Consider the following 23,070-nt stretch of genomic DNA (forward strand, 5'->3'; position numbering starts at 1 on the left):
ACGGAATGACATTGCAGTTTAGTGTGCTTGCAAGCGGAAGTACCGGAAACGCGATCTATGTGGAGTCGGGCGATCATTCATTCTTGGTGGATGCGGGCCTGAGCGGAAAACAAATGGAAGGGCTGTTCCAGAAAATTGGCCGTGACATGCGCGATTTGTCCGGAATTCTGGTGACCCATGAGCACAGCGACCATATAAAAGGATTGGGCGTCGCGGCGCGCAAATACAAGCTCCCGATCTACGCGAATGAAAAGACGTGGAACGCGATGGACAATTGCATCGGGGAAATCCCGACGGAGCAAAAGTTTGTTTTTGGAATGGAAACGGTCAAGAGCTTCGGATCACTCGATATTGAGTCATTTGGCGTTTCGCATGACGCCGCCGAGCCGATGTTCTACGTATTCCATTCAGGCGGGAAAAAGCTTGTTCTGATTACCGATACCGGATACGTTAGCGACCGGATGAAAGGGACCATCGCGAACGCGGATGCGTATGTGTTCGAAAGCAACCACGATGTCCAGATGCTCAGAATGGGAAGATACCCATGGAACGTCAAACGCCGGATCCTTAGCGATGTCGGCCATGTCTCGAATGAGGATGCCGCGATAGCGATGAGTGAGGTTGCTGGCGAGAATACAAAAAGGATTTACCTCGCACATTTAAGCCTCGACAACAATATGAAGGACCTAGCGAGGATGGCAGTTGCACAGACGCTGGAAACGAGAGGAATCCGGATTGGTGAGCAGTTTGATTTATATGATACAGACCCGCGCATCCCGACAGCGTTGACCGCTGTGTAGGATTCTTAAAAGAGCAAATGTACGTCCAGCTGGATTGTATGTTTGCTCTTTTCTATATTTGGGCTCCCGAGGAGCGGATGTCCAACCGTGAAATTAAATATGCCTAGTGAAAAAGTGTCTCTGAATGAATGCGTTTTATATTCGAAATAGACCTTGCAGGGAGTATAATTAGTTTATAAGCGGCATGTGTACGGCAGTTTTGAAGGAGGATTTGCATGGGATATTATGACCAGGACTACCAGACCCGGTATAAGGCGCCGGAGCCGAAAAAGAGCGGAAAAGGCTATTTTTTTACCAGCCTTATCGGGGCAATAATAGGAGCGATTCTCGTTATTCTTTCTATTCCGTATCTCTCGGATGCGGGGGTGCTTCCGTATAAAGTGGCCCCTACGAACGGGCCAACACAGGATCCGGCGGGGGGCAACGGCGGGACGTCAGCGACAGATGTACGGAAACAAGTTGCTGTCGATGTGGAGACGGATGTAACGAAAGCTGTTGAAAAAGCAGCCGATGCGGTTGTAGGAATCAGCAATATAAGGACATCGAAAGGATTCTGGTTCAGCGAGGAGCAGGAGGAATCCGCCGGAACCGGATCCGGGGTTATTTATAAAACAGCTGGAAACAAAGCGTATATCGTAACGAACCACCATGTAGTGGAAGGCGCGAATGAGCTGGAGGTCACTCTTGCCGATGGCAATAAAATACCGGCAAAGCTAAAGGGCAGCGATGTATGGACAGATCTCGCAGTCATTGAAGTCAGCTCTGAAAAGATTAAAACGATTGCCGAATTCGGCGACTCCGAGAGGCTGAAGCCAGGTGAGCCAGTCATCGCGATTGGGAACCCGCTAGGCCTGACATTTTCCGGGTCGGTTACGAAAGGGATTATTTCCGGCCTCGAACGGGCCATTCCGGTCGACATTAACCAAGACGGGATTGCCGACTGGCAGGCGGATGTTATCCAGACGGATGCAGCTATCAACCCTGGCAACAGCGGCGGTGCGCTTATTAATATCGCCGGCCAGGTGATTGGCATCAACTCAATGAAAATTGCCCAGAGTGCCGTTGAAGGAATCGGGCTGTCCATCCCAATCAATTATGCCAAGCCGGTGATTGCGGACCTTGAAAAGTACGGAGAAGTACGCCGCCCTTATATGGGAGTCGATCTAAGGTCTGTATCCGATCTGCCGACATCGTTCCAGCACGGGGACTTGCAGCTCCCTAATGAGGTTAATTATGGGGTCGCACTAAGGCATGTCGTCCCAAACTCGCCGGCGGATAAAGCGGGATTAAAGGAACTGGATGTCATCGTTTCAATGGATGGCGAGAAAATTAAGGATGCCATCGATTTGCGCAGGCATCTGTACAATAAAAAGAAAATTGGCGAGAAGATGACCATCAAGTTTTACCGGGCTGGCAAGCAAATGGAAACGACGATTCAGCTTGGTGAAGGAGACGTTTAATATGAAAGCGGGAAGGCATTTGAAGAGGCCTTCCCGCTTTTTGGTGTGGAAAAGTTTAAGGAATTCTAGATTATGCAATATGGTATGATGTGAATAACTGGTTTCCGGGTGTGGAAACTAAAACTAGCTGCCATCAAAGTGGTTTGTTATGAAAAGATGGAGGTGTGCAAAACTTGATTTATTGCTGTGAAGAACATGTGGATCTTGCGCTGGATATGGTCGTGGATGAACATGAAACGTTTCCGATTTTGGAAAAAGTTGATGTGGATAACTTATCAACAAGCTGTGAATTTTGTCAAAAACTCGCAGTATATGTTGTGGCGAACGAATGATCCCATACAAGATGTGGATAGAAAATGTGGACATGTGGATAACTTCTGTGGATAACGTGTTTGTAAATTGTTTGTAACCATTTTGTAAAGGGTTGTGGATTGTGAATATCTCTGTTGTAACGGTTGGTAAATTGAAAGAGAAATATTTGAAGCAAGGGATAGAGGAATACACGAAGCGGCTGTCCGCCTATGCCAAAATGGAAATCATTGAAGTCCCTGATGAAAAGGCGCCTGAGGAAATGAGCGAAGCCGAGATGGAACAGGTGAAGAAAAAGGAGGGAGAGCGGATTCTGGCGAAGGTCAGCCCTGACGCCCATGTCATCGCCCTGGCCATCGAGGGGAAAATGCAATCGTCCGAAGAATTGGCGGCCAATCTGGACAGGCTCGCCCTTCACGGGAAAAGCAAAATCGCTTTTATTATCGGAGGATCACTCGGCCTGAGCAGCGAAGTCCTGAGCCGGGCTAATGATAAGCTATCTTTTTCGAAAATGACCTTTCCGCATCAGCTCATGCGGTTAATTTTGGTTGAGCAGATTTATAGGGCTTTTCGGATAAATAGGAACGAACCTTATCATAAATAGAGGCAAAAAATCTTGAAGATAGAGGGGCAAATGCTTTTCACTTTGCGAGATTGTAGATAATTGTTTCCAAGATGAATCTCCGAACAGGTGATGAATTAAAACGATTGATTTCGATTTATGAAGATCCTCAAAGTCAAACTCCAACTCTACAGATTCAATTACCCGTTTACGTTGAGGGAGAGAAATTACCTTCACTTTCTTAACAAGGAGTTGTATTAGGTCCTTCTTCTGTTCTCTCGTAGCCTCCTCATATGTAGCCACGAATCTTTGAAGCAGTTGATGAATCGGCTTAGGCTCAATAAACTTATGGCTTGATTGATGTAACTTACCTTTTATTTCCGATAGAGTATGTTCTATTGCTGTCTTCTCTTCGGCAACCTGTTTTAATCGTTCTTGAAGCATATCAATCGGAAAGAGTTTTTCTACAAACGCTTTAAAGTACCGTTCTTGTAATTTACTAATTTCTGATAGACGGTTATCTAATTGTTTTACTTCCTTCATATAGGCACTTTCATCATCCTTGGTAATGTTATTGATGCCAAGGATTTTCTCTATAAGCAATTTTTCATCTTGAACAAGTTTCTTTATGACCGAAAAGACATATTCTTCTGCTTCATTAGCTCGAATTGAGTTGGCATTACAGGTGGTAGTACCTTTATTAAGGAAGTCTCCGCATTCATAATATCTATGCTTCTTCTTTGTACCGTCTTTACGGGTTGATGTAACAACAGCTGGAACCATACCCTGTCCACATTTTGGACAACGTAGTAAGGCATTCAATATAAATGGCTCATTTGACTGCCTTTGTTTGAATGACTTGCTTGCTCTTCTTTCTTGCACAATTGTCCATAGTTCGTCAGAAATGATAGGTATATGCGTTCCATCCACAATGATTGGGTTTGGATTTTTTCCTTTTCGTCGTTTGGCTTCCCAATCTTGAAGTCGCATCCAACGTATTTTTCCTATATACATGGGATTATCAAGTATGGTTGCGACACCATTAATGGAAAATAATTTACCCTTCTTTGTGATATATCCATTCTTGTTAAGAATATTGGCAACGGCTTTGAGTCCTTTTCCTTGTGCGTACTCCGTAAAAATAAGTTTAACAATTATGTTACCAATCTATCATACAGGTACTTTCTATAAGGTTGATGAAGCACGCCACATCATATATAAGTCCGCTTTAACTATAAAAAATAAAGAAAAACTGGTTGATTTCCTCAAAAAAGTCTCCTCATTCGATTTGGATACCCCTCTAAAAGCTATGACAAAAGAAACACGAAAAAGAAGGTTACAAATGCTCAAAGAACTCGGTATCAATCCTGTGCCAATTCCAAAAAACTACCCTCATGCTCCATTATCTTTGGAAAATCCCCTCGATTCCTTTCTTTTAATTTCTTCTACCGATGCTATATAGAAAAAATCTATAATATCCCCCCTTCACCATAAAAGGAAATACATTGGATACTCATTCTTTGCTAAAATAGGACTATAGGCAAAGTGCGAACTTATTGGATTGGGGGGAGTTATGTGAAAAAAGGATTTACAGAACGGGATATATGCACTAAATTTATCACTCCTTCCCTCGTGAATGCGGGATGGGATCTACATAAGCAAATTAGAGAAGAAGTAACCTTTACAGCAGGCCGCATCATGGTAAAGGGAAAGAAGCACGTTCGGAAAAAGAGTAAGCGTGCGGATTATATACTGTACTACAAGGCAAATTTGCCTTTGGCGGTTATAGAAGCAAAAGATGGGGAGCATTCCGTTGGCAGTGGAATGCAACAGGGATTGGAATATGCAGAGGCACTGGATATTCCCTTTGTTTTTAGCAGTAATGGGAAAGGCTTTTTATTTCATGATCGTACTGGTCAGAGTCAGAAAATGGAGCAGGAATTAAAAATGGAGGAGTTCCCTTCACCTGCTATGTTGTGGGCAATGTATAGGCAGTGGAAAGGAATCGATGAAAAAGCTGAACAAGTAATAACACAAGATTATTATAGTGATGGCAGTGGCAAAACACCTCGTTACTATCAGCGTATTTCGGTAAATAGAACGGTTGAAGCAATAGTGAAAGGGCAAGATAGGGTGTTGCTTGTTTCAGCTACAGGAACAGGAAAGACCTTTATTGCTTTTCAAATCATATGGCGACTCTGGAAGTCCAGGACAAAGAAGCGTATCCTCTTTCTTGCTGACCGCAACATCCTGGTTGACCAAACAATGGCTAATGATTTTAAACACTTTGGCGATAAAATGACAAAGATTAAAAATCGTAAGGTTGATAAGTCTTATGAAATCTATCTTGCTCTTTATCAAGGCGTAACAGGTACAGATGACTGGAAGAATATCTATAAAGAGTTTTCACCTGACTTTTTTGACCTTATTGTTATTGACGAGTGCCATCGAGGGAGTGCGAAAGAAGATAGTGCATGGAGGGAGATACTAACCTACTTTTCATCAGCAACCCATGTGGGATTGACCGCTACACCAAAGGAAACCAAAGATGTTTCCAATATCCATTATTTTGGTGAACCAATATACACTTATAGCTTAAAGCAGGGCATTGATGACGGTTTTCTTGCACCATATCGGGTAATTCGTTACACAATTGACCGAGATGTTGACGGCTGGCGGCCAGAACAAGGGCAACGGGATAAGTATGGTAATGTGATTGGCGATCGTATTTACAATGTAAAGGATTTTGACCGTAATCTCGTACTGGAACAAAGGACACTCGAAGTTGCAAAAAAAGTCACCGAGTATTTAAAGAAAACAGATCGATATCAAAAGACAATTATATTCTGTGTAAACATCAATCACGCTGAAAGAATGAGGCAAGCGATTGTAAATTTCAATGCTGATTTAGTGGCTGAAAACCATAAATATGTTTTAAGAATAACGGGGGACAATGATGAAGGAAAAGCAGAACTGGACAATTTTATTGATCCAAATAGCAAGTATCCTGTCATTGCTGTCACATCGAAATTGATGACAACGGGAGTAGATGCCCAAACATGTAAACTTATTGTCCTTGATAGCAATATCACCTCAATGACTGAATTCAAACAGATTATCGGTCGTGGTACAAGGGTGAACGAAGAATTCGGCAAATATTCATTTACTATTATGGATTTTAGAAATGTCACCAATCTATTTGCCGACAAGGATTTTGACGGCGATCCTGTGCAAATATATGAGCCTACGGGCGGAGAGGACATAGTGCCACCTGAAATTGATGAAGGAGAGGAACCTGAACCACCGAAAGATTTTCCACCTATTGGTGGCAATGATAATGGAGATGAACCAGGTGGAGGTGGTAATGAAGTCCGCACCTACTATGTTCAAAGTGTTAAAGTGCAGGTCATTAATGAGCGAGTTCAATATTACGCAGATAATGGGGAGCTTATCACAGAATCGCTTACGGACTACACGAAAAAAACGGTCAAGCAAGGGTTCCGTACACTGGACGAATTTATTCAATCTTGGAGTATAGCCGATAAAAAAGAAGCAATAATTGAAGAGTTATTGGAGCAAGGTGTACTATTAGATGAATTGCAACAAGAAGTAGGAAAAGAGTACGATCCGTTTGATTTGATTTGCCATGTGGCATTTGAGCAAAAGCCACTCACCAGAAAAGAACGTGCTTTAAATGTAAAGAAACGGGATTACTTTGCTAAATATGGTGAGAAAGCAAGAGCGGTACTTGAAGCGTTATTGGAAAAATACGCAGATGAAGGAATCGAACACATTGAAAGCATGGAAGTATTAAAGTTAAGACCATTTGACCAGTATGGTTCTCTTATGGAAATCATCAAGTCATTTGGAGGTAAAAAACAATATGTACAGGCTGTAAGAGAGTTGGAGCAACAGATTTATCAAACAGCGTAGTTTGCAACAGTAGATGGAGGATGCAACATGTCAATTACAAACGCAATTAAGTCTATACAAGATATTATGAGGCAGGATAGCGGGGTTGATGGCGATGCCCAACGTATTGCCCAACTTGTATGGATGATTTTCTTGAAGATTTTCGCTGATAAAGAGGCAGAATTAGAGCTTTTAGAAGACGACTATCAATCACCGATTCCAGAAGAATTAAGATGGCATAGCTGGGCAGAAAACGAAGAAGGAATGACAGGCGATGAATTGTTGGACTTTGTTAATAACAAACTCTTCCCTGCTCTAAAAGAGCTACCAGATGTGGAAGAAGGGACAAGAGGTCATATTGTCAAAGAAGTGTTCCGAGATAGCTTTAATTACATGAAAAGTGGGACACTTATACGTCAAATCATCAATAAAATCAATGAGATAGATTTTAACAGCTCAGAAGACCGACATTTGTTTAATGACTTTTATGAGACTTTTTTAAAGGACTTACAATCGGCTGGCAATGCAGGCGAGTTCTACACTCCGAGAGCTGTAACAAAATTTATGGTAGATATGTCAAACCCCCACCTGGGTGAAAAAGTGCTTGATCCTGCAACTGGGACAGGTGGTTTCCTAAAGAGTTCAATTGAGCATTTGATGAAACAGGCAAAGACAGCAGAAGAAAGAAAATTAATCCAAAACTCAATTATGGGGATTGAGAAGAAGCAATTGCCCCACGTTTTAGCAGTGACGAATTTAATCCTAAATGATGTAGATATTCCAAAGATTCGCCACGACAACTCACTGGCACGCCCTATTCGTGATTATAGTATGAAAGACAAAGTAGATGTTATTTGTACAAATCCTCCATTTGGGGGGGTTGAAGAAGACGGCATACAAGCTAATTTTCCAACCGCATTTCGTACAAAAGAAACAGCAGACCTATTCATGGTACTTATCATGACACTATTAAAAGATGGCGGTAGAGGTGCTGTTGTTCTGCCAGACGGCTTCCTATTTGGTGAAGGGGTAAAGACGAGAATCAAAGAAAAGCTACTTGAAGAGTGTAATCTACACACTATTGTAAGGCTTCCTAATGGTGTATTTGCTCCATATACAAGCATTCGCACTAATCTCTTATTCTTTACAAAAGGACAGCCTACAAAGGAAATCTGGTACTATGAACATCCGTATCCAGAAGGACAGAAATCATACTCAAAAACCCGCCCAATCCGAATTGAAGAATTTGACCGAGAAAAAGATTGGTGGAATACGAGGGAGGAAAATGAGTTAGCTTGGAAAATAACAATCGATGAAATAAAAGCAAGGAACTACAACCTCGATGTAAAAAATCCTTATGCTACAGAAGAGGAACTGCTTGATCCGCAAGAAGCATTACAGCAATACATGGAGTCGGTTGAGCAAGTAAAGAAAGCAAAACAACTATTGGTAGGTGAACTATCCGAGATTCTAAAGGAAGGTTCAAGAGTATGACAGCATTATTAGATCACTTTCATGAAGCAATAACAACACCTGATGACGTAGAGAAGTTGAAAAAGTTGATACTTCAACATGCCATGCAGGGGAAATTGGTAGAACAAGATCCAAATGACGAGCCAGCATCTAAGTTGTTTAAGAGAATTGAGAAAGAAAAACAGAAATTAATTAAAGAAAAGATATTAAAAAATTCTAAGCCCCTACCATCCATTGAAGAAAGTGACATACCATATCAACTGCCTGAAGGATGGATATGGGTAAGATTAGGTGACATAGGAATCACTCAGACAGGGGCAACTCCTTCTACAAGTAAACCTGAGTATTTTGGTGGTGAATATCCATTTATTACACCTGCTGATATTTCAGAAAATGGCATAGATTATTATCAAAGAAGTCTATCAAAAGTTGGTATCGAGTATGGCAGGATTGTTTCTGAAAACTCTGTATTGATGGTTTGTATTGGTGGTTCAATAGGAAAATGTTATTACACCGACAGACTATGCTCATGCAATCAACAAATAAACACAATAACGGGACTTTGTTCAATAAGCGGAAAGTTTTTGTATTACTTTATGTCTTCTTCATACTTTTATAAGAGTGTAATTGAAAATGCAACAGGTTCCGCTACACCAATAATCAACAAAAACAAATGGGAGAGTATTGCTTTTCCACTACCACCATTAGAAGAGCAAAATAGAATTGTTAAGAAAATTGAAGAATTATTCAAGCAAAGTGATGAACTACTTTCTAAACTCATTAAAATGCAGGCTAAATCAGTTTTATTAAACAAAATCATATTTACAAAGCTCCAAGATCACTCTAACTATGAACGGATGAAAGATTTGCGTTTTGCTATAGAGAACATGGAGCATCTTTGCAACGATAAAGATAGTATAAATCAGCTTCGGAAAACGATCCTTTCCCTTGCAGTTCAAGGGAAGTTAGAAGTTCAAAATGTGAATGAAGAACCTGCATCTGTATTGGTGGAAAAGATAAAACAAGAAAAGGAAAGAATGATATCTGAGAAGATTATCAAGAAAGAAAAGCCTTTACAACCTATTACTGCCGAGGAAGTCCCATTCTTACTTCCTAATGGCTGGGAATGGGTGAGATTAGGTGAGATAACAATGAAATTGGGTGCAGGAAAGACACCTCTCGGTGGGGAAAAGAATTATGTCCAAGAAGGAATTAAATTTATTCGCTCCCAAAATGTATGGAATAGTGGATTATTGTTAGATGGTGTTGCCCATATAACGGCAGAAACAAATGAAAGCATGAAAGGAAGCATTGTCCAGGCAAAGGATATCCTCCTTAACATCACGGGTGCTTCTATCGGGAGGAGTTCTCTTGTCCCCGATGATTTTGATATTGCCAATGTAAACCAACATGTAGCTATCATCAGGTTAGTAGATGATAGTATTAGGCATTACATTCATACCTGTATCATCTCGCCTTATTTTCAAAATGAGGTTATGCGTGTTCAAGTTGGGGCATCCAGAGAAGGATTGAGCATGACGAAATTGGCAAAATTCATTATCCCGCTTCCACCAGTCGAGGAACAGGTCAGAATAATGGATAAAGTTCAAAGTCTTTTTTGTTTAATCGACCAATATGAAAACAAGATAGTATTAAAGGAAAAATCAACAAAAACTTTATCTGATTCACTAATTGAGAGCATACTTATGTAACGAACGAAAGAGCCATACACGGCTCTTTTTTTGTTTATCGCTTATATCTTTCCATAAAATCCATAAGTGATTGAGCTACCAAGTCCTGAACTTTTAGATGCGGATAGTTGGTGTCACAAAACTTTGCAAACTCACTGTAGATTTGTTTATTCATCTTTATGCTTTTGTTTTCATACGTTGCTGTTTTACTGTAGACTCTTTCGTCAAGAAGTAGGTTTCTTGAATTCGCCATTTCGATTAGCCGTTGGAGAGTGTGCCTATTTTCTTTGATAAAATCAAATATCTCTAATTCCTTTTCCTCATTATCCTCTTTTAATGCTACCGCAACGTACTGTTTACTCTTTTTACTATAATGATATTTCCCGTCAGATCTCATTTCAGTTGTAAAGGTAGAGTATGCAAAGTTGTACATTGTTGCGATTTCTTTTAGCGTGTGGTTCTTTAACAGTCGGTTGACTTCTTCAATTCTTTTGGAAGGTGCTAAAGTAAGAAGTTGTTCTTTATCCATTTCAAAACTCCTTTCTATTTGTAGTGGTTTAGTAGACTTTTTATCTTATATATAATCGACCAATTTAATGCCATTTCTCGCCGAATTTCCTATAAAAAATTGAATGATTCAAAGCCAATTAAACTATCATATAAAGATGTTGATACATCAGGGGTTTAACTTAAAACAAGATTAGAAGGTGAGAACATGAGCATAGTACAAGTAGATAAGAACTTATTTGGAACCTTTCTAAGAACTTGTCGAGCAAAGAATGGGTGGAGTCTATGTGATGTTAAACAGCGAACAGGGATTAATCCAAGCTATCTTAACAGGTTAGAACGTGGGAAGAGAAGAAATCCTTCGGTGATACTGGTACAATCCTTGGCGGTTGCTTACTCGGTTCAAGTTACAACGTTGATTGACCTATTACTACTTGATAAAGGAGAAGAACAAATTAAAGAGTAATTCTTAGGATACTATGCTGTCTGTAGCCGTTGCAAAGAGGAAGGCAATTATTTTGTTATCTCTTATAGACCAGGGGAAACTTACAACAAGGTACTAAACTGTATCCTTTCTAATGTGGAATTAGAGCAAGTAATAAAAAGAAATAGGTTAAACAATGAAAGAGGCATGAAAGAATATCGTGATTGTAAAAGACAAGCAAAGTTTATCATGGCGGTTTAACAAAAATTTTGCTTGGAATTTGGCATTTAGAGATATGAAGGTTTTTTTCCTTTGCAGTTACGATTGGAAGAAAGCCAACCAGTATTGTGGTGAATAAATTTTCTGTTCGGGGCATTGAGAACATCCTTTTATAAAAGGGAAACTGATACAAAAGGGGAAACTTAGGAGTTTCCTTTTTGTTTACATAGCAGTGAACATTCATATAATCATTTAGTGAATTGGATTCCAGACACGTAGTACTTTGGCTTTTCCTAAAATGAATGACTTTAGTCAAAGATTCCATCACGTTGACTAAAGTATTTTGAATATTTTGACAAATTAAGAAAGGTAACATATAATCATTATGTGATATGAAATAGATATTATTGGAGGATAAAATGCCAAGTAAGAACGTTACTATTGAAGATATTGTTAAAGCTGTCTTAAATGATACAGAAGAGATTGAAATGCTTGAAGGAGAAATAAAAAAATTAGTCGGAGTTGCAAACAAATTAACTGATTTCCTAATACCTGAAAAACGTGGCTATTGCGAGTACAACACTATGTTTACATATGATCAGGATATAGCAGGACTTATGGAGCCGTTTAAAACAAGAGAAGAAAAAGAAACAATTATCAATAATGCGTTGAGACTTTATTTTTCAACTATCAAACAGAAGGAATCAGGATAATGTAAATTTTGGAAGTTTCATCTATAGTAATCTTGGCAAATTTATTGATTACCCGTCAGTGAAAGGGATGGGACTTTGGAAAATTAAGAATATGACTGCAAAGGTTGAAGATATCGTTTTAAAAGAAAATAAGATATTGAAGTATTGCTATCAATCTAATTGTAAAGGGAGTCGATATTAATAGTTCAAAGTAACTTACAAAAACATAGGGGAATTAAAAAAAATCTTACTGGAGGTATTGGAGGCTTCTTTTCAGGAGGTTGCTTCAACCCAGTTACAGGAGTTTCAAAAGGGATTGCCTTCCCCAGAGGAAGAAAGGCTTAAACGTTTCAATGAAATTGTAGGTAGGCGTAAGATTGAGAGAATATTGGAGAATGAAGCTCTCTCCCTGTGGGCTACAAAACCTGAATCAGAGCGATTTAAAAAGGTTGGCTGGTTTCATAAAGAAGAGGATAGGAATAAGAAAGTGCAATCTATTAAAAGCTATATAGACTATCATTTTTAGCAAAGGATGCGGGAAGAGTTTGATTTGTAGACGGGGGGCTTTTAATGGATTTTGAAGAGAAAATTAAACGAGAAAAAGCAGAAGAGATTGCAAAAAACCTTGTTGATACTCTTGTTGTTAAAGTAATTGCTGAAAAAAGGAGTAGATATAGAAAGAGTCCAGGAGTTCCGAACAGCCTATGAAATCAAAAGAAAAACCTTAGAAGAAATTGCTGAAAAACTTGTTGATGTTCTTTCTGTCAAGGTTATTGCAGAAAATTCTGGTGTGAGCATAGAAAAAGTACGGAAGTTCCGAATAGCCTATGAAGAAAGCCTCCAGGAATAAAATCATATGAAACTGTTTAAAGGGGGCTTCTTATATGAAAAAAGCAAAGCCGAATAGAGTCATTCCTAAGAAAATCACTCGGCTTAAAAAAGAGAAAAGTGAAATTGAGAGATTAAATGAAGAAGCATTGAAACGCATTCGGGCATTTAAAGGTTCATTTGGTTGAGGATAGATAGTGTTAAACAGGGGGTTCCCTTACGGTGGGATTTTGAATTATATTAAGGTGTGATAAAATTTTTGTACAACCTTTTCGCTTTTGCGGAGCTTTAAATAGTGGCACAAAGTAGTTCTTCTCATTTTTGGGAGGAACTATTTTTATATATTGGTGTATGGGCCAGGCTTTTGCAATATTAGCAACTGGAGGATGGAATATTGTGCTTAATGATTAATAATTTGGAGAAGAAAATGAAAAGCCATTCCTAATCTCTGTTGTGCCTCTTTTTTCGATTGCGAAATACAGTGATTATGTAACCTTTTTTGTCTATATCAATGACCATATCAAAAACCTGGATTTCCAATATATGTTTAAAACAAGTGGTATAATAAATTTAAGAGGCCAAATGAGAATGTAGGAACAAGTTGATAAGAAACTATAAAGGGATGGTTATTGTTGAGGAATAAACAATACAAAAAACTGAGAGAGAAGTATATTGAGCAACTAATTGACACCATAGAGAAAAGCTCAGAATATCAGGATTACATAAAAGAAGATGAACGGTACAGAGAATATATTGAGGGTAGGAATTTACTAAAGACATGGAGATTCACCATACTGGATACTTATAATAACAAAGATATGAACAAACTCATAAAAAGGTTTTCAAAACTAAACAAGGAAAAATATCAAGTTGATTTGCAATATAGACCCAAAAGAATAAGAGACCTCAATTATTTTTCTCTTCAATATACAGGAGCAGGTTTCTCTTCATTAGCAACAATAAAGTTCTTGGATGATAAATTCATTAGAGAAATAAGGAGTGTGTTTACACAAATAAACAATAATCAAGCTGTAGTTGAGTTTGATATATCATTCAACAAAATAATGGATAATGCAATGTTTCTTGAGTTCATTAAAGAGAATAAAGAAAGATTATTCGATAAAAAATTTATCGGATTTTACAATATTGAAAGGGAGGGAAAATCAATTTGGTATAGTGATATTTACAGGAAGTTTAATGAGTTGGTGGGCTTGGCGGTTCAGTCAAAACTTATGGAAATAGCTGAACTAAATTATGGAATGAACTATAGACTACCCTCTCTGAGGGTGATCAACTATCCACAAGATATCTCTGGAGATGAATCATTTAAGGATGTTTTTTTATGTAAAACATATGAATTCAACAATGGGGGTAGGGAACAATATTTGATTACAGATGTTACAAGCCGAGAAGGATTAGAGATGGAACTCTATTTCACAGGAAATTCTTTCTCACCCTTATCCTTTACAAACATTTTGAGTAGTTACAGGATGGACTTTTATTATTTCTTATTTGATAGAATAGAAGAGTATGAATTGAACCAAAGAATGAATAAATACTTTAATGAATCAAGGGATAAAATCTCCTCAAAGGATTATAAATGGCTTGTTAATAAGATTCGTGCAATAAATGATAACAAACTACATATGAATTATGACAAGACTGACAGGAGTGAGGTAAAGGGTTGGAAAGCGTATTATGGAGGAGAGGAAACAAAACTGGGTTTTACAGAGCAAGAAGGAATCAAAAAATATGAAACTATTTATACTGAATGTTTGGAGTATATAAAGGTTCTATATTCTGTTGGTAAGGAAAATCTAATAATACACCTCGCATCAATGACTTTGATTGCTACTGTGCTTGGAGTGGCCATAACTATATTATTGTCTTTTAAATGACCCTTCATAAAAATGGACAGGATATGAGTAATCCTGTCCATTTTTTTGCCTCTCAAATATGTAAGGTGAACCTTATCATAAGTAAATGAGGTTTTAGAACATTGAACTGGTAAGTCAAAAGTACCAAGTAACTTTGACGATTTAAAATATTTTTGGCTTTATAGTAGCTTTTACAGGCATGACTCCCACTCAAAAAAGCCAGTAATTCTTCAGCGGGCAAGGCCTAAAAGGCTACTATGCCCGCCTCCAAAGAAAGTGGACACCTCTTCAGTTTCCATATTTAGTGGCTCTCATCTCCGCGAATAGTTGCTCTGCTTTCCAAAACTGGTTGTTTCTCAATCCCCATAAGCGGCCAAATTCAACTGCAATAATCAAGTGGTACATTAAATAAGATGACCCCGGCACAATACCGAAGTCATCTATTAGCTGTATAAGTTTCAACAGGTGCTTTTTTAAACTGTCCACATTATGGGGCATAGTTCAAATTTAGGTGAAGGCATTTTTTAAATAAATGTATGTTATTTCGTATAATAGGAATTTAATAAAATATAATATCTATATTTATAGCTTTATTATAGAAAAAAATTTCACTCATAATCTAGTAAAGTACCAATAAGATGCTCAAAATAGGTAAAAGGAGTTGTATTAACTAGGTAATTTATTACTACAGCATTAGAAAAGTTAGGTATAGCATTGACTAAGTCATATCCGCTTGGAGGTGGACCAGATGTATTATTAAATACATTTTGTTTACTCAGTATGCTAGCGATTTTTGCTTGTGGATAATCTTCATAAAGTCTAGTTGCATTTTCAATAAACCATTTCTCCTTTTTTTCATAAGAGGTTTTTACATCAGAATTTAATCTACTTTGATCAGTGAATGGTGTCGTATATTGTTGTCTACCGTACATACATAACCATACTTCAAAACTTCGCCCTGAGAGAATAATTTTAATATCATTACCATATGTTTTCTCAAATGATTGAATTTGTGATATAACAGTGTTCACATTCTCTCGGTTGGGTTTAATATCTGTATCCAATACAATAAAAAATAAATCCTGTGGATTTATGGATTTTTTTTTATTTTTGCTTTTTAATGCCAACTTGAAATTCTTTTCAAACTCTTCAGGATAGGAGATAATTATTGCTTTAGTAACTTTTCTTTGGAAGCTGTGCTTTATAAAAAAGTGTTCACAAAGATCAATTTTATTTCCTCTGTGTGATGCTTCAGGAAATAAAATGTGAATTTGAGGTTTTATAGTTCTAGCCATTTTAATCAAATACCTCCGGCACAGCCCCAAGTCTCCCTGTTAAATACAAATTTACCCAATTGTGATTGTTATAAGAAATATTATTAAAATCCTTTAAAGAAAATATTTCGCTACTTTGATTAGCTCGGTTTTTCTCCACAAAATATACTTGTTCCTTTGAAAAGAACCTATTATTTAGTAATAAAGGATTATGAGTAATAAGTAAAAATTGGGTTTTACTTTGTGATTCAGGATATATAAAGTTTTTTATGATACCTTCTTGTATATGGATGTGGTAATGACTGTCAAATTCGTCTGAAATATATATTTTTTCCATTAGTATACTCTCATAAATTTTAAGTGAATGGTTTAAGAATTTTTTTGTACCCGCAGATTCATCCCCAATGGGTAATTTATATTCCTTACTATTCACATTATGAATTGTATTGACCTTATATTTTTTGAATTTACTGAATTGGCTTCGATCAACATTATCAATGATTTTACTATTTATTAATGAGTCTAAGAATTCATCAGTTATATCCTGAATTTCAAAATCTGCTAAGGCAAAATCAAACTTATATAGGTTAGATAAAATATATTCTTTAAATTTTGGATTAGAGTTTAACCCCTCGATAAACTCATCCATAGAATTTAGATTTTCATCGTTACTAAAAACTAGGTTTTTTTCTATTGAGTTTCCGCATAATTCAATTATTTTATAAGAAATAGTAGCAATTTCATTCTTGAAAAAGGTTTCATTTATATCAAAATTCAACAACGATAAAACCAACTTATGTTTAATGTTCTCTTTTTTGATTTTACTTATTATCTCGGAGATTTCCTTAGAGTAAGTTTCGATTGTATTCATTGTTCTTTCAAATACAATTACTTCATTGGAGAGTGTTGTTTTTAGCACTTTTTGGTAAGATAAAATTTCATTTTCAACTAGGAAATTGTTCCGATTGATTGAAAATTTATATATAAGTTTATAATAATCTTCATTGATATTTTCCATGAATTCAACAGTAAAGCTTAAAGGATTCTTTTTCTTTTCTGCAAATTCAAATCCTTTTAGTTTTAAAGTTAAATCACTTTTTTTATCAAACTTTATGCTATCTAAATAAATTTTTCTCATTTGGCCAAAAGACTTAGAAAGATTTGATTTACCCGCTGCGTTAGGGCCAAACACAATTACACCATTTAATACAGCTCTTTTTTTCTTATTATCTTTATATTCAAATATCGTGTTATTTTTGAAAATATTAGCATTATTGTATTCGTGGTCAAAAGATATTTCTTGTTTATCGTTAAAAGATAAAAGATTTTCAATTCCAAACTTTAACAACATTTTAAAAACACCTCCAAATTTATTTTATCATAAAAGTTTGGTTTTAGATAGTATTGCTATTTGGGATAACCGTTTATTATACATATTATAGTCTAATCGAATGATTATTATACCAGTGCCTAGTCATCCCATAAATAAAACGGAGTTTTACTTTACAAAATAAGTATTGTATTAAACAAAAATTCAAATACTTGAGGAATTAAAGGGAACACTTTAAAAGAAAAGAAATCAAGAAGCATTATTAAAGGGAAAAATGGCAATTCCTAAAGTTCCATTCGCCTCTCTTTACTGATTGAGGCCATGTGATAAGAATATGATACCAGCCCTCATTTTGATGCATTACGGTGAACCGTATCATAAGTAAATGAGGATTAAAAAAAGCACTATTTGCATTAGCAATAGCGCTGCTGACAATTCATTAAGAATCTCTTGTTTCGTTAATATATCAATAACGTCATTTCTCTAAAATGGTTGATTCAGGGGAAAATAACGGGGACAGGTCCCTTGGCTAAATAAGCCGAGATACCTGTCCCCGTAACCATTGCCAAGATTATCAGCCAAAGGTGTTAAAGTTTGTTCCTATTAAAAATATTCTTCTTAATAATTAAATAGTTCTTAATCGCAAAATTTAAATAAAATAGATTTGCTCTAATTTCAAATTCTTCCCTTGTCTTCGGTAATTCTGTTTCACGTATAGACTCTTCGTACTCCTCTAATTGCTTTAATGCGATAGTGGTATCTCCTGAATCTACATGCTGACTGATATTTAGGAAGATATTAGCAAGCATTCCTCTTTGTTTGATATCTAACTCTGATGAAGAAACAATGCTTACAATGGATGCCATCTGTTTTAGAATTTCCAGTTGATCTTCGCGCATTTCAAAATAATAATAATCTTTATTTTCTTTTCTTAACAGATGATTCTCTACATCTTGGATAGTTATGCTTTTAGCCTGATTAAGAAGATTTTCTACTTCGATTAATTCTTTTCCGTCCCAGTTTCGCTTACTATCCTTTAAAAAAGCTGAGAATTCGTTTAGAATAACGCTAAATTTATTTTCAACTTTTGTTTTATATTTTTCAATTTCCTTCTTAAAGCTGGGCATAATGCTGTTTACGAGCAAGGCAATTCCTATACCAATGAAAATAATATAAAGTTCATTCAATAAGTTGTCCAGGGTGGCTTCCTCTACTGTGTAAATATGTAAAACGATCACTATACTTGTGACCAATCCTTCTTGAATACGCGTTTTTACGAGGATTGGGACAAAAAATAAAATAAATAGCGTTAAGACAATTGGATTATATCCTAAAAGTTCAAAACATATGGAACCAAGAATTAAAGATAAAAGAGAAGCAAAAAACTTTTTCTGAATGGAATGCAATGTCTTTTTCTTTGTCTTTTCAATACACATAATGACGATAATGGCCGCAAATGACGCGAATTCCAAGTCGAGCAAGCTCGCAATCCAAATTGCTAATCCTGCCCCTATTGCAGTCTTAATTGTCCGATATCCCATTCCAACCATATGTACCATCCTATTGTTTTCTTTATTTTCATTATAGCTAGTAGTTATTAATTGTAACAGAAAATTATAGGGCCGTGATAGCGCCGGTTCCTTGGTCTTATTTTAATGAAATAGGTTCATGAAAAAACCGCACTTAATTGAGGTACGGGGTACCGTATCACACATAGATGCAGTTTTAGTAAGAACAATGATAGACCACCTCATTAGATAAATTGGAGAGGTTGCCAAAAGGAAAAATAAAAACAGAGATGATAAAGACTTCATCTCTGTTTTATTATTTATCTGGTTGTAATCAATTATAAGGCTATTTCTTAAATTCCCTTTCCTCTCCATATCCCATCGTTACCACTTCGGTTTGTGGATAATCGTTTAACAACTCTTTTAAGTCTTTATCTCTATCCATCATATATTCCACTACGGGAAAGGCGTTCAATAATTGATCAAGGATATCCGGTGATGGAGCACTTTTTTTAGAAGGAAACGTATGGCTTGGAATAACATATTGAACTTTCAATAGGTTCTTTACTGCATAGGCTGCTTCTTTTGGCCCCATTGTAAAATGGCCTGATGAGGATAATATTGCAATCTCAGGATTATACACATCCTGAATCAACTTCATATCGTACATAAGAGCCGTATCCCCAGAATGGTAAACTGTATAATCATCGTCAAAGTCAAAAACATACCCGGATGCCTCGCCCGCATATAGTGGGGTTCCTTCTATCTCCCCGTATGAGGATGTATGTTTGGCTTGAACCATTGTGACGGTAAGATCATTGAAGGACACCGAACCACCTTGATTAATAGGAAGTACATTTTTAATGCCCTTTTGCAGAAGTATCATGGCCAAATCATATTGGGCAACAACCATAATATCAGGTTTGTTTTCCACTACCTTAGAAAGCCCGCTTGTATGATCAAAATGTCCATGTGTCAAAAATACACAATCGATAGCATTATAAAAATCTTTAGTATCTAGCTGTTGTGGAAATCCAGGATTTAAATCAATAAATGGATCTACAAGGTAATTTTTCCCCGCCTTACTTGTGAACATATACATTGCATGCCCAAGCCTTAATATTTTCATTACATTTTTCTCCCCCTAATAGTAGTAAAGTAAAACCACTATCATTCTATTCCTGACTTTCAAATTAATAAGTACGAATTTACAAAATGTGATTATTGGCTTAAATAAGCAAAGAATATCATGGGAAGATCCAAAAAGTATCAGTTGTTTTTAGCTAGGTATTGAGAGCAAAGCCTAGTGGTAATCACCTTCTTTTGGACCACGACATGGCAGGATGAAGGATTGGGACAATGGGATATAATTCGCGTAAGAAGAATATTCTCCATGTTCTTAGAAGCATTAGAAGAAATGCTTATTCGGAAAGGCTTTAATGCTATTAAAGGTGAAAGTGCTCAGATGGCATTAAAGGAATATGATGAATATAAAAAGCGGAATTCTGAAATGGTCGAAGTAAATAAAAATATTTAAATAAAAACGGTTCAATTCTGCTTGTACCGAAAATATTCTTCAATTAATGGAATCTACGTTCGATTGTTGATGGTGTAAACTCTCTCTCTTATGGTTGATCAGTTGGCCAGTAAAATTTTTATAAGCATCCGAGGCAATTTCATATTTCTTGACCCTCACCTGTAGTACGATAAATTAATAAGAGGGCCATAATTTATAATTTGCTGGACAAGTTGCGTTTTTTACATAAATTGGAGGGGTTCATTATGACCGCAGAAAAAAACAAAATGATGCATATCGCTTGTGGCGAGGGAGATGTAGGCGAATATGTATTCCTGCCAGGAGCGCCTGAAAGAACAATACAAATTGCCAAATACTTTGATAGTTATGAGAAAATTGCTCAAAATAGAGAACATACCACTTATACTGGTTATCTCGATGGCGTAAAAGTTTCTGTCACTTCAACAGGAATGGGCGGACCGTCAACGGCGATTTGCATGGAAGAGCTAACTAAGCTTGGGGCGCATACCTTTATCCGGGTTGGAACTTGTGCTTCAACTTCCAAAAAGGTTGGTATTGGCGACGTCGTTATTCCCAACGGTGCCGTCAAGATGGAAGGCACAAGTAGTCATTATATCCCAATGGAATATCCTGCAGTTCCGGATTATTTCTTATTGAAAAAGCTTGAAGAGGCGGCAATTAAGCTCGGATATAAGTACAACATTGGTGTGACCATTACTAAGGATTCTTTCTTTACGCAAACTGAACCGGAAACAAAGCCGGTTGGATATGAATTAGTGAATAAGTGGAATGCCTATGAAAAAAGCGGAGCCACAAGCACTTCGATGGAAGATGCGCCAATCTTTTCAATCGCCCCAACTTTGAATTCCCGCGGAGCATCCGTAATGCTATCGGCAACAAATTATAATAAATTTGCCAACCAAGATCGAACAAGCCTGGCCGAATATGAAACCAGAGCGATTGAGGTGGCGGTTGAGGCCATGCGTCAAATTATAAAGGCAGACCATTCAAATAAATAAATAGATGAGGTTTTTTATTTTATTCTATGGTTAGAAAGAAAAAAATAATTTTGTATTCCTACCATATAAACAACCTTACCTTGTTGGGGAATTGGTTGTTTATATGGTCATTTTTTTTAATACTTTTATTTAAGTTTGTCGTAAAATAGGAAGAGTACAACAACGAAAGGATCCTCCTGATTTAATGATTTCTGTGATATCTACTTCAATAACCTGAAAGCCTCGGGTACGGAGCTGTTTGTTTACATTCTTATTAATTGGCAGACTTAATACCTGTTTATTTCCAATACTGAATACATTTGTACCTAATTGAAATTGTTCTTCTTCCGAAACTTCAATTAAGTCATAGCGGGAAGCAAAAAGATCGATACTTTCTTTCGTTAAGGCATTTGGGTAAATAAGGGCCACTTCAGATGAAACGACATTAAAAACACAATCTAAATGCAGGTATTTTTCTGTAAATGGGATGGGAATAACATTGAATTGATTTAAAAGACGTTGTAATTGATCAGCAGCTTTTTGATCCGTCCGATTACTCAGTCCCACGTATATGGTTTCCCGATCTATTACAACATCTCCTCCTTCAATTCGTTCCTCTGCTAAATTGTAATAAGAGATTTCTTCATCTTCGAGCCACTGTTTTAAAACATCTTCCTCCCCTTCTCGAACATCCGTTGCCATCTTTGCAACAAAGATTGTTTGTCCTAATGTAAAACCTATATCCCTTGTAAAGACCTGTTCAGGATATTTTTTATGATAAGGTAATAAAATAACTTCGATCCCATTATCCTTTAGAGTTTTGACAAATTCCCCATGCTGCTCTAATGCACGCTCAATATGAATACCTTCATTCTTAAAATGCTCTTGCGTTTCATTAATTACTTCGCGAATTGTCATATATTGAGGCTGACAAAGAATGACTCGTTTTAATACATCGTATTCACTCATGCAAAAAGTCTTATTGTTTGTATTTTGCCTTTCTGCCATTTTTATGCCCTCCATTTTCTCTATTTATAGTTAGGTTTTCCTAAACAGCCGGTATTATTTACTAACTAACATTAAGAAACCTAATGACACTTTAGGAATTTAAACAAGAAGGAGAGTATTAGTAAAAAACCGCTAGTTTAATAGGTGAGGTGTGAGCCTTACCATAAATAAAAGCAGTTTTTTTCATAAAATATTTCCTGTCACCACCCGCTTTTTGTCGATACCCTCGACATTATTCGGGGAGTGACAGGCACTGTTTTATCAGTGGAACGAAATTTTAAGGGCGTGAATGATTGTCAGGGAGTTATGGTTCTTTAACCGGCTGATTTCTGCCTGGAAGCCAAACTCTTGAACCACTTAAATGAAAGCGTCAAAGAACAATTCAATGTTCTTGACGCTTATTTTATAAGGACGTGTCTTTTAATTAGGTGGGAGTGAGTTTAAGGAAAGGTAAGGAATACACCTACAGCCGAACTTTACAAGATCTAAAAAGAAGGGAAATATTTTGGTGATATAATAAGAAAAAGAGTAAGGTTTGCGTGATGGAGAAGTGGAGAATCGTACAGTAAGCTTTAAAGCAATGGAAAAGGTACAACTGCTTATTTCTCTGATTAACCCGATTATTCTGCCCGGCTGAATCAGAGAAATAAGGAGCTTTACT

At 36.9% G+C, this 23,070-nt stretch carries 23 protein-coding genes; 16 read left to right on the forward strand and 7 right to left on the reverse strand.

Annotated features, from left to right (window positions below):
• Positions 1-5: 5 nt before the first annotated feature.
• From DRW41_RS05325 to rlmH, 4 genes are all read left to right on the forward strand, one after another.
• A complete protein-coding gene (locus DRW41_RS05325; RefSeq protein ID WP_115450950.1) occupies positions 6-800 on the forward strand; it encodes an MBL fold metallo-hydrolase in 795 nt (264 codons plus the stop codon).
• Between the two features lie 215 nt (positions 801-1,015).
• Complete coding sequence (locus tag DRW41_RS05330; protein WP_115450951.1) at positions 1,016-2,260, forward strand: S1C family serine protease; 1,245 nt, start codon at positions 1,016-1,018, stop codon at positions 2,258-2,260.
• Between the two features lie 173 nt (positions 2,261-2,433).
• Positions 2,434-2,592 carry a CxxH/CxxC protein gene (locus DRW41_RS05335; RefSeq protein ID WP_115450952.1) on the forward strand — a complete coding sequence of 53 codons (159 nt, stop codon included), beginning with the start codon at positions 2,434-2,436 and terminating at the stop codon, positions 2,590-2,592.
• Positions 2,593-2,693: 101 nt separating this feature from the next.
• Positions 2,694-3,173 carry a 23S rRNA (pseudouridine(1915)-N(3))-methyltransferase RlmH gene (gene rlmH, locus DRW41_RS05340; RefSeq protein ID WP_115450953.1) on the forward strand — a complete coding sequence of 160 codons (480 nt, stop codon included), beginning with the start codon at positions 2,694-2,696 and terminating at the stop codon, positions 3,171-3,173.
• On the opposite strand, the gene DRW41_RS05345 is transcribed toward rlmH, so the two are convergent.
• Entirely contained in the window at positions 3,108-4,274 is a 1,167-nt protein-coding gene (locus DRW41_RS05345; RefSeq protein WP_342771989.1) for a recombinase family protein, read from the reverse strand. The genes rlmH and DRW41_RS05345 overlap by 66 nt on opposite strands.
• Here DRW41_RS05345 and DRW41_RS23350 point away from each other — a divergent pair.
• The 4 genes from DRW41_RS23350 to DRW41_RS05360 all read left to right on the forward strand — a co-directional run bounded on the left by DRW41_RS23350 (position 4,159) and on the right by DRW41_RS05360 (position 10,228).
• Positions 4,159-4,593 carry a hypothetical protein gene (locus DRW41_RS23350; RefSeq protein ID WP_245959356.1) on the forward strand — a complete coding sequence of 145 codons (435 nt, stop codon included), beginning with the start codon at positions 4,159-4,161 and terminating at the stop codon, positions 4,591-4,593. The two genes, DRW41_RS05345 and DRW41_RS23350, sit on opposite strands and share 116 nt — an antisense overlap.
• Before the next feature lie 113 nt (positions 4,594-4,706).
• Positions 4,707-7,064 carry an EcoAI/FtnUII family type I restriction enzme subunit R gene (gene hsdR / locus DRW41_RS05350; protein WP_115450955.1) on the forward strand — a complete coding sequence of 786 codons (2,358 nt, stop codon included), beginning with the start codon at positions 4,707-4,709 and terminating at the stop codon, positions 7,062-7,064.
• A 27-nt stretch (positions 7,065-7,091) separates the two neighbouring features.
• A complete protein-coding gene (locus DRW41_RS05355) occupies positions 7,092-8,537 on the forward strand; it encodes a type I restriction-modification system subunit M (protein WP_115450956.1) in 1,446 nt (481 codons plus the stop codon).
• Positions 8,534-10,228 carry a restriction endonuclease subunit S gene (locus tag DRW41_RS05360; protein ID WP_115450957.1) on the forward strand — a complete coding sequence of 565 codons (1,695 nt, stop codon included), beginning with the start codon at positions 8,534-8,536 and terminating at the stop codon, positions 10,226-10,228. Before DRW41_RS05355 ends, DRW41_RS05360 begins: the two co-directional genes overlap by 4 nt.
• A 34-nt stretch (positions 10,229-10,262) precedes the next feature.
• Here the strand turns inward: DRW41_RS05360 and DRW41_RS05365 are convergent, their stop codons facing one another.
• Positions 10,263-10,736: a hypothetical protein gene (locus tag DRW41_RS05365; protein WP_115450958.1), complete on the reverse strand. Its 474-nt coding sequence runs from the start codon at positions 10,734-10,736 to the stop codon at positions 10,263-10,265.
• Positions 10,737-10,922: 186 nt separating this feature from the next.
• Here DRW41_RS05365 and DRW41_RS05370 point away from each other — a divergent pair, with 186 nt between their 5' ends.
• The 6 genes from DRW41_RS05370 (at position 10,923) to DRW41_RS05385 (ending at position 14,775) form a co-directional block, all read left to right on the forward strand.
• A complete protein-coding gene (locus DRW41_RS05370; RefSeq protein ID WP_115450959.1) occupies positions 10,923-11,180 on the forward strand; it encodes a helix-turn-helix domain-containing protein in 258 nt (85 codons plus the stop codon).
• Between the two features lie 596 nt (positions 11,181-11,776).
• Positions 11,777-12,070 carry a hypothetical protein gene (locus tag DRW41_RS05375; RefSeq protein ID WP_115450960.1) on the forward strand — a complete coding sequence of 98 codons (294 nt, stop codon included), beginning with the start codon at positions 11,777-11,779 and terminating at the stop codon, positions 12,068-12,070.
• A 238-nt stretch (positions 12,071-12,308) separates the two neighbouring features.
• A complete protein-coding gene (locus tag DRW41_RS05380) occupies positions 12,309-12,575 on the forward strand; it encodes a hypothetical protein (RefSeq protein WP_115450961.1) in 267 nt (88 codons plus the stop codon).
• A 44-nt stretch (positions 12,576-12,619) separates the two neighbouring features.
• Positions 12,620-12,757 carry a hypothetical protein gene (locus tag DRW41_RS22870; protein WP_181884430.1) on the forward strand — a complete coding sequence of 46 codons (138 nt, stop codon included), beginning with the start codon at positions 12,620-12,622 and terminating at the stop codon, positions 12,755-12,757.
• Positions 12,758-12,933: 176 nt separating this feature from the next.
• On the forward strand, positions 12,934-13,065 hold the full coding sequence (locus DRW41_RS23555) for a hypothetical protein (RefSeq protein WP_281272282.1): 132 nt from the start codon (positions 12,934-12,936) through the stop codon (positions 13,063-13,065).
• A gap of 444 nt (positions 13,066-13,509) precedes the next feature.
• Positions 13,510-14,775, forward strand: coding sequence for a hypothetical protein (locus DRW41_RS05385; RefSeq protein ID WP_245959357.1), 1,266 nt, complete (start codon positions 13,510-13,512; stop codon positions 14,773-14,775).
• A gap of 587 nt (positions 14,776-15,362) precedes the next feature.
• Here DRW41_RS05385 and DRW41_RS05390 read toward each other — a convergent pair.
• From DRW41_RS05390 to DRW41_RS05405, 4 genes are all read right to left on the reverse strand, one after another.
• A complete protein-coding gene (locus DRW41_RS05390; RefSeq protein ID WP_115450962.1) occupies positions 15,363-16,049 on the reverse strand; it encodes an RloB domain-containing protein in 687 nt (228 codons plus the stop codon).
• A gap of 1 nt (position 16,050) precedes the next feature.
• Entirely contained in the window at positions 16,051-17,379 is a 1,329-nt protein-coding gene (locus DRW41_RS05395) for an AAA family ATPase (protein ID WP_115450963.1), read from the reverse strand.
• Positions 17,380-17,945: 566 nt separating this feature from the next.
• Complete coding sequence (locus DRW41_RS05400; RefSeq protein WP_181884431.1) at positions 17,946-18,908, reverse strand: aromatic acid exporter family protein; 963 nt, start codon at positions 18,906-18,908, stop codon at positions 17,946-17,948.
• A 304-nt stretch (positions 18,909-19,212) separates the two neighbouring features.
• On the reverse strand, positions 19,213-19,995 hold the full coding sequence (locus tag DRW41_RS05405) for a metal-dependent hydrolase (protein ID WP_115450965.1): 783 nt from the start codon (positions 19,993-19,995) through the stop codon (positions 19,213-19,215).
• A 222-nt stretch (positions 19,996-20,217) separates the two neighbouring features.
• On the opposite strand from DRW41_RS05405, the gene DRW41_RS22875 reads away from it, so the two are divergent.
• A complete protein-coding gene (locus tag DRW41_RS22875; RefSeq protein ID WP_181884432.1) occupies positions 20,218-20,403 on the forward strand; it encodes a hypothetical protein in 186 nt (61 codons plus the stop codon).
• A gap of 245 nt (positions 20,404-20,648) precedes the next feature.
• Positions 20,649-21,422: a nucleoside phosphorylase gene (locus DRW41_RS05410; RefSeq protein WP_115450966.1), complete on the forward strand. Its 774-nt coding sequence runs from the start codon at positions 20,649-20,651 to the stop codon at positions 21,420-21,422.
• A gap of 129 nt (positions 21,423-21,551) precedes the next feature.
• On the opposite strand, the gene DRW41_RS05415 is transcribed toward DRW41_RS05410, so the two are convergent.
• Positions 21,552-22,409, reverse strand: coding sequence for a dimethylarginine dimethylaminohydrolase family protein (locus DRW41_RS05415; protein ID WP_115450967.1), 858 nt, complete (start codon positions 22,407-22,409; stop codon positions 21,552-21,554).
• Positions 22,410-23,070: the final 661 nt, after the last annotated feature.

Source organism: Neobacillus piezotolerans (assembly GCF_003362805.1).
Classification (GTDB): domain Bacteria; phylum Bacillota; class Bacilli; order Bacillales; family Cytobacillaceae; genus Bacillus_D; species Bacillus_D piezotolerans.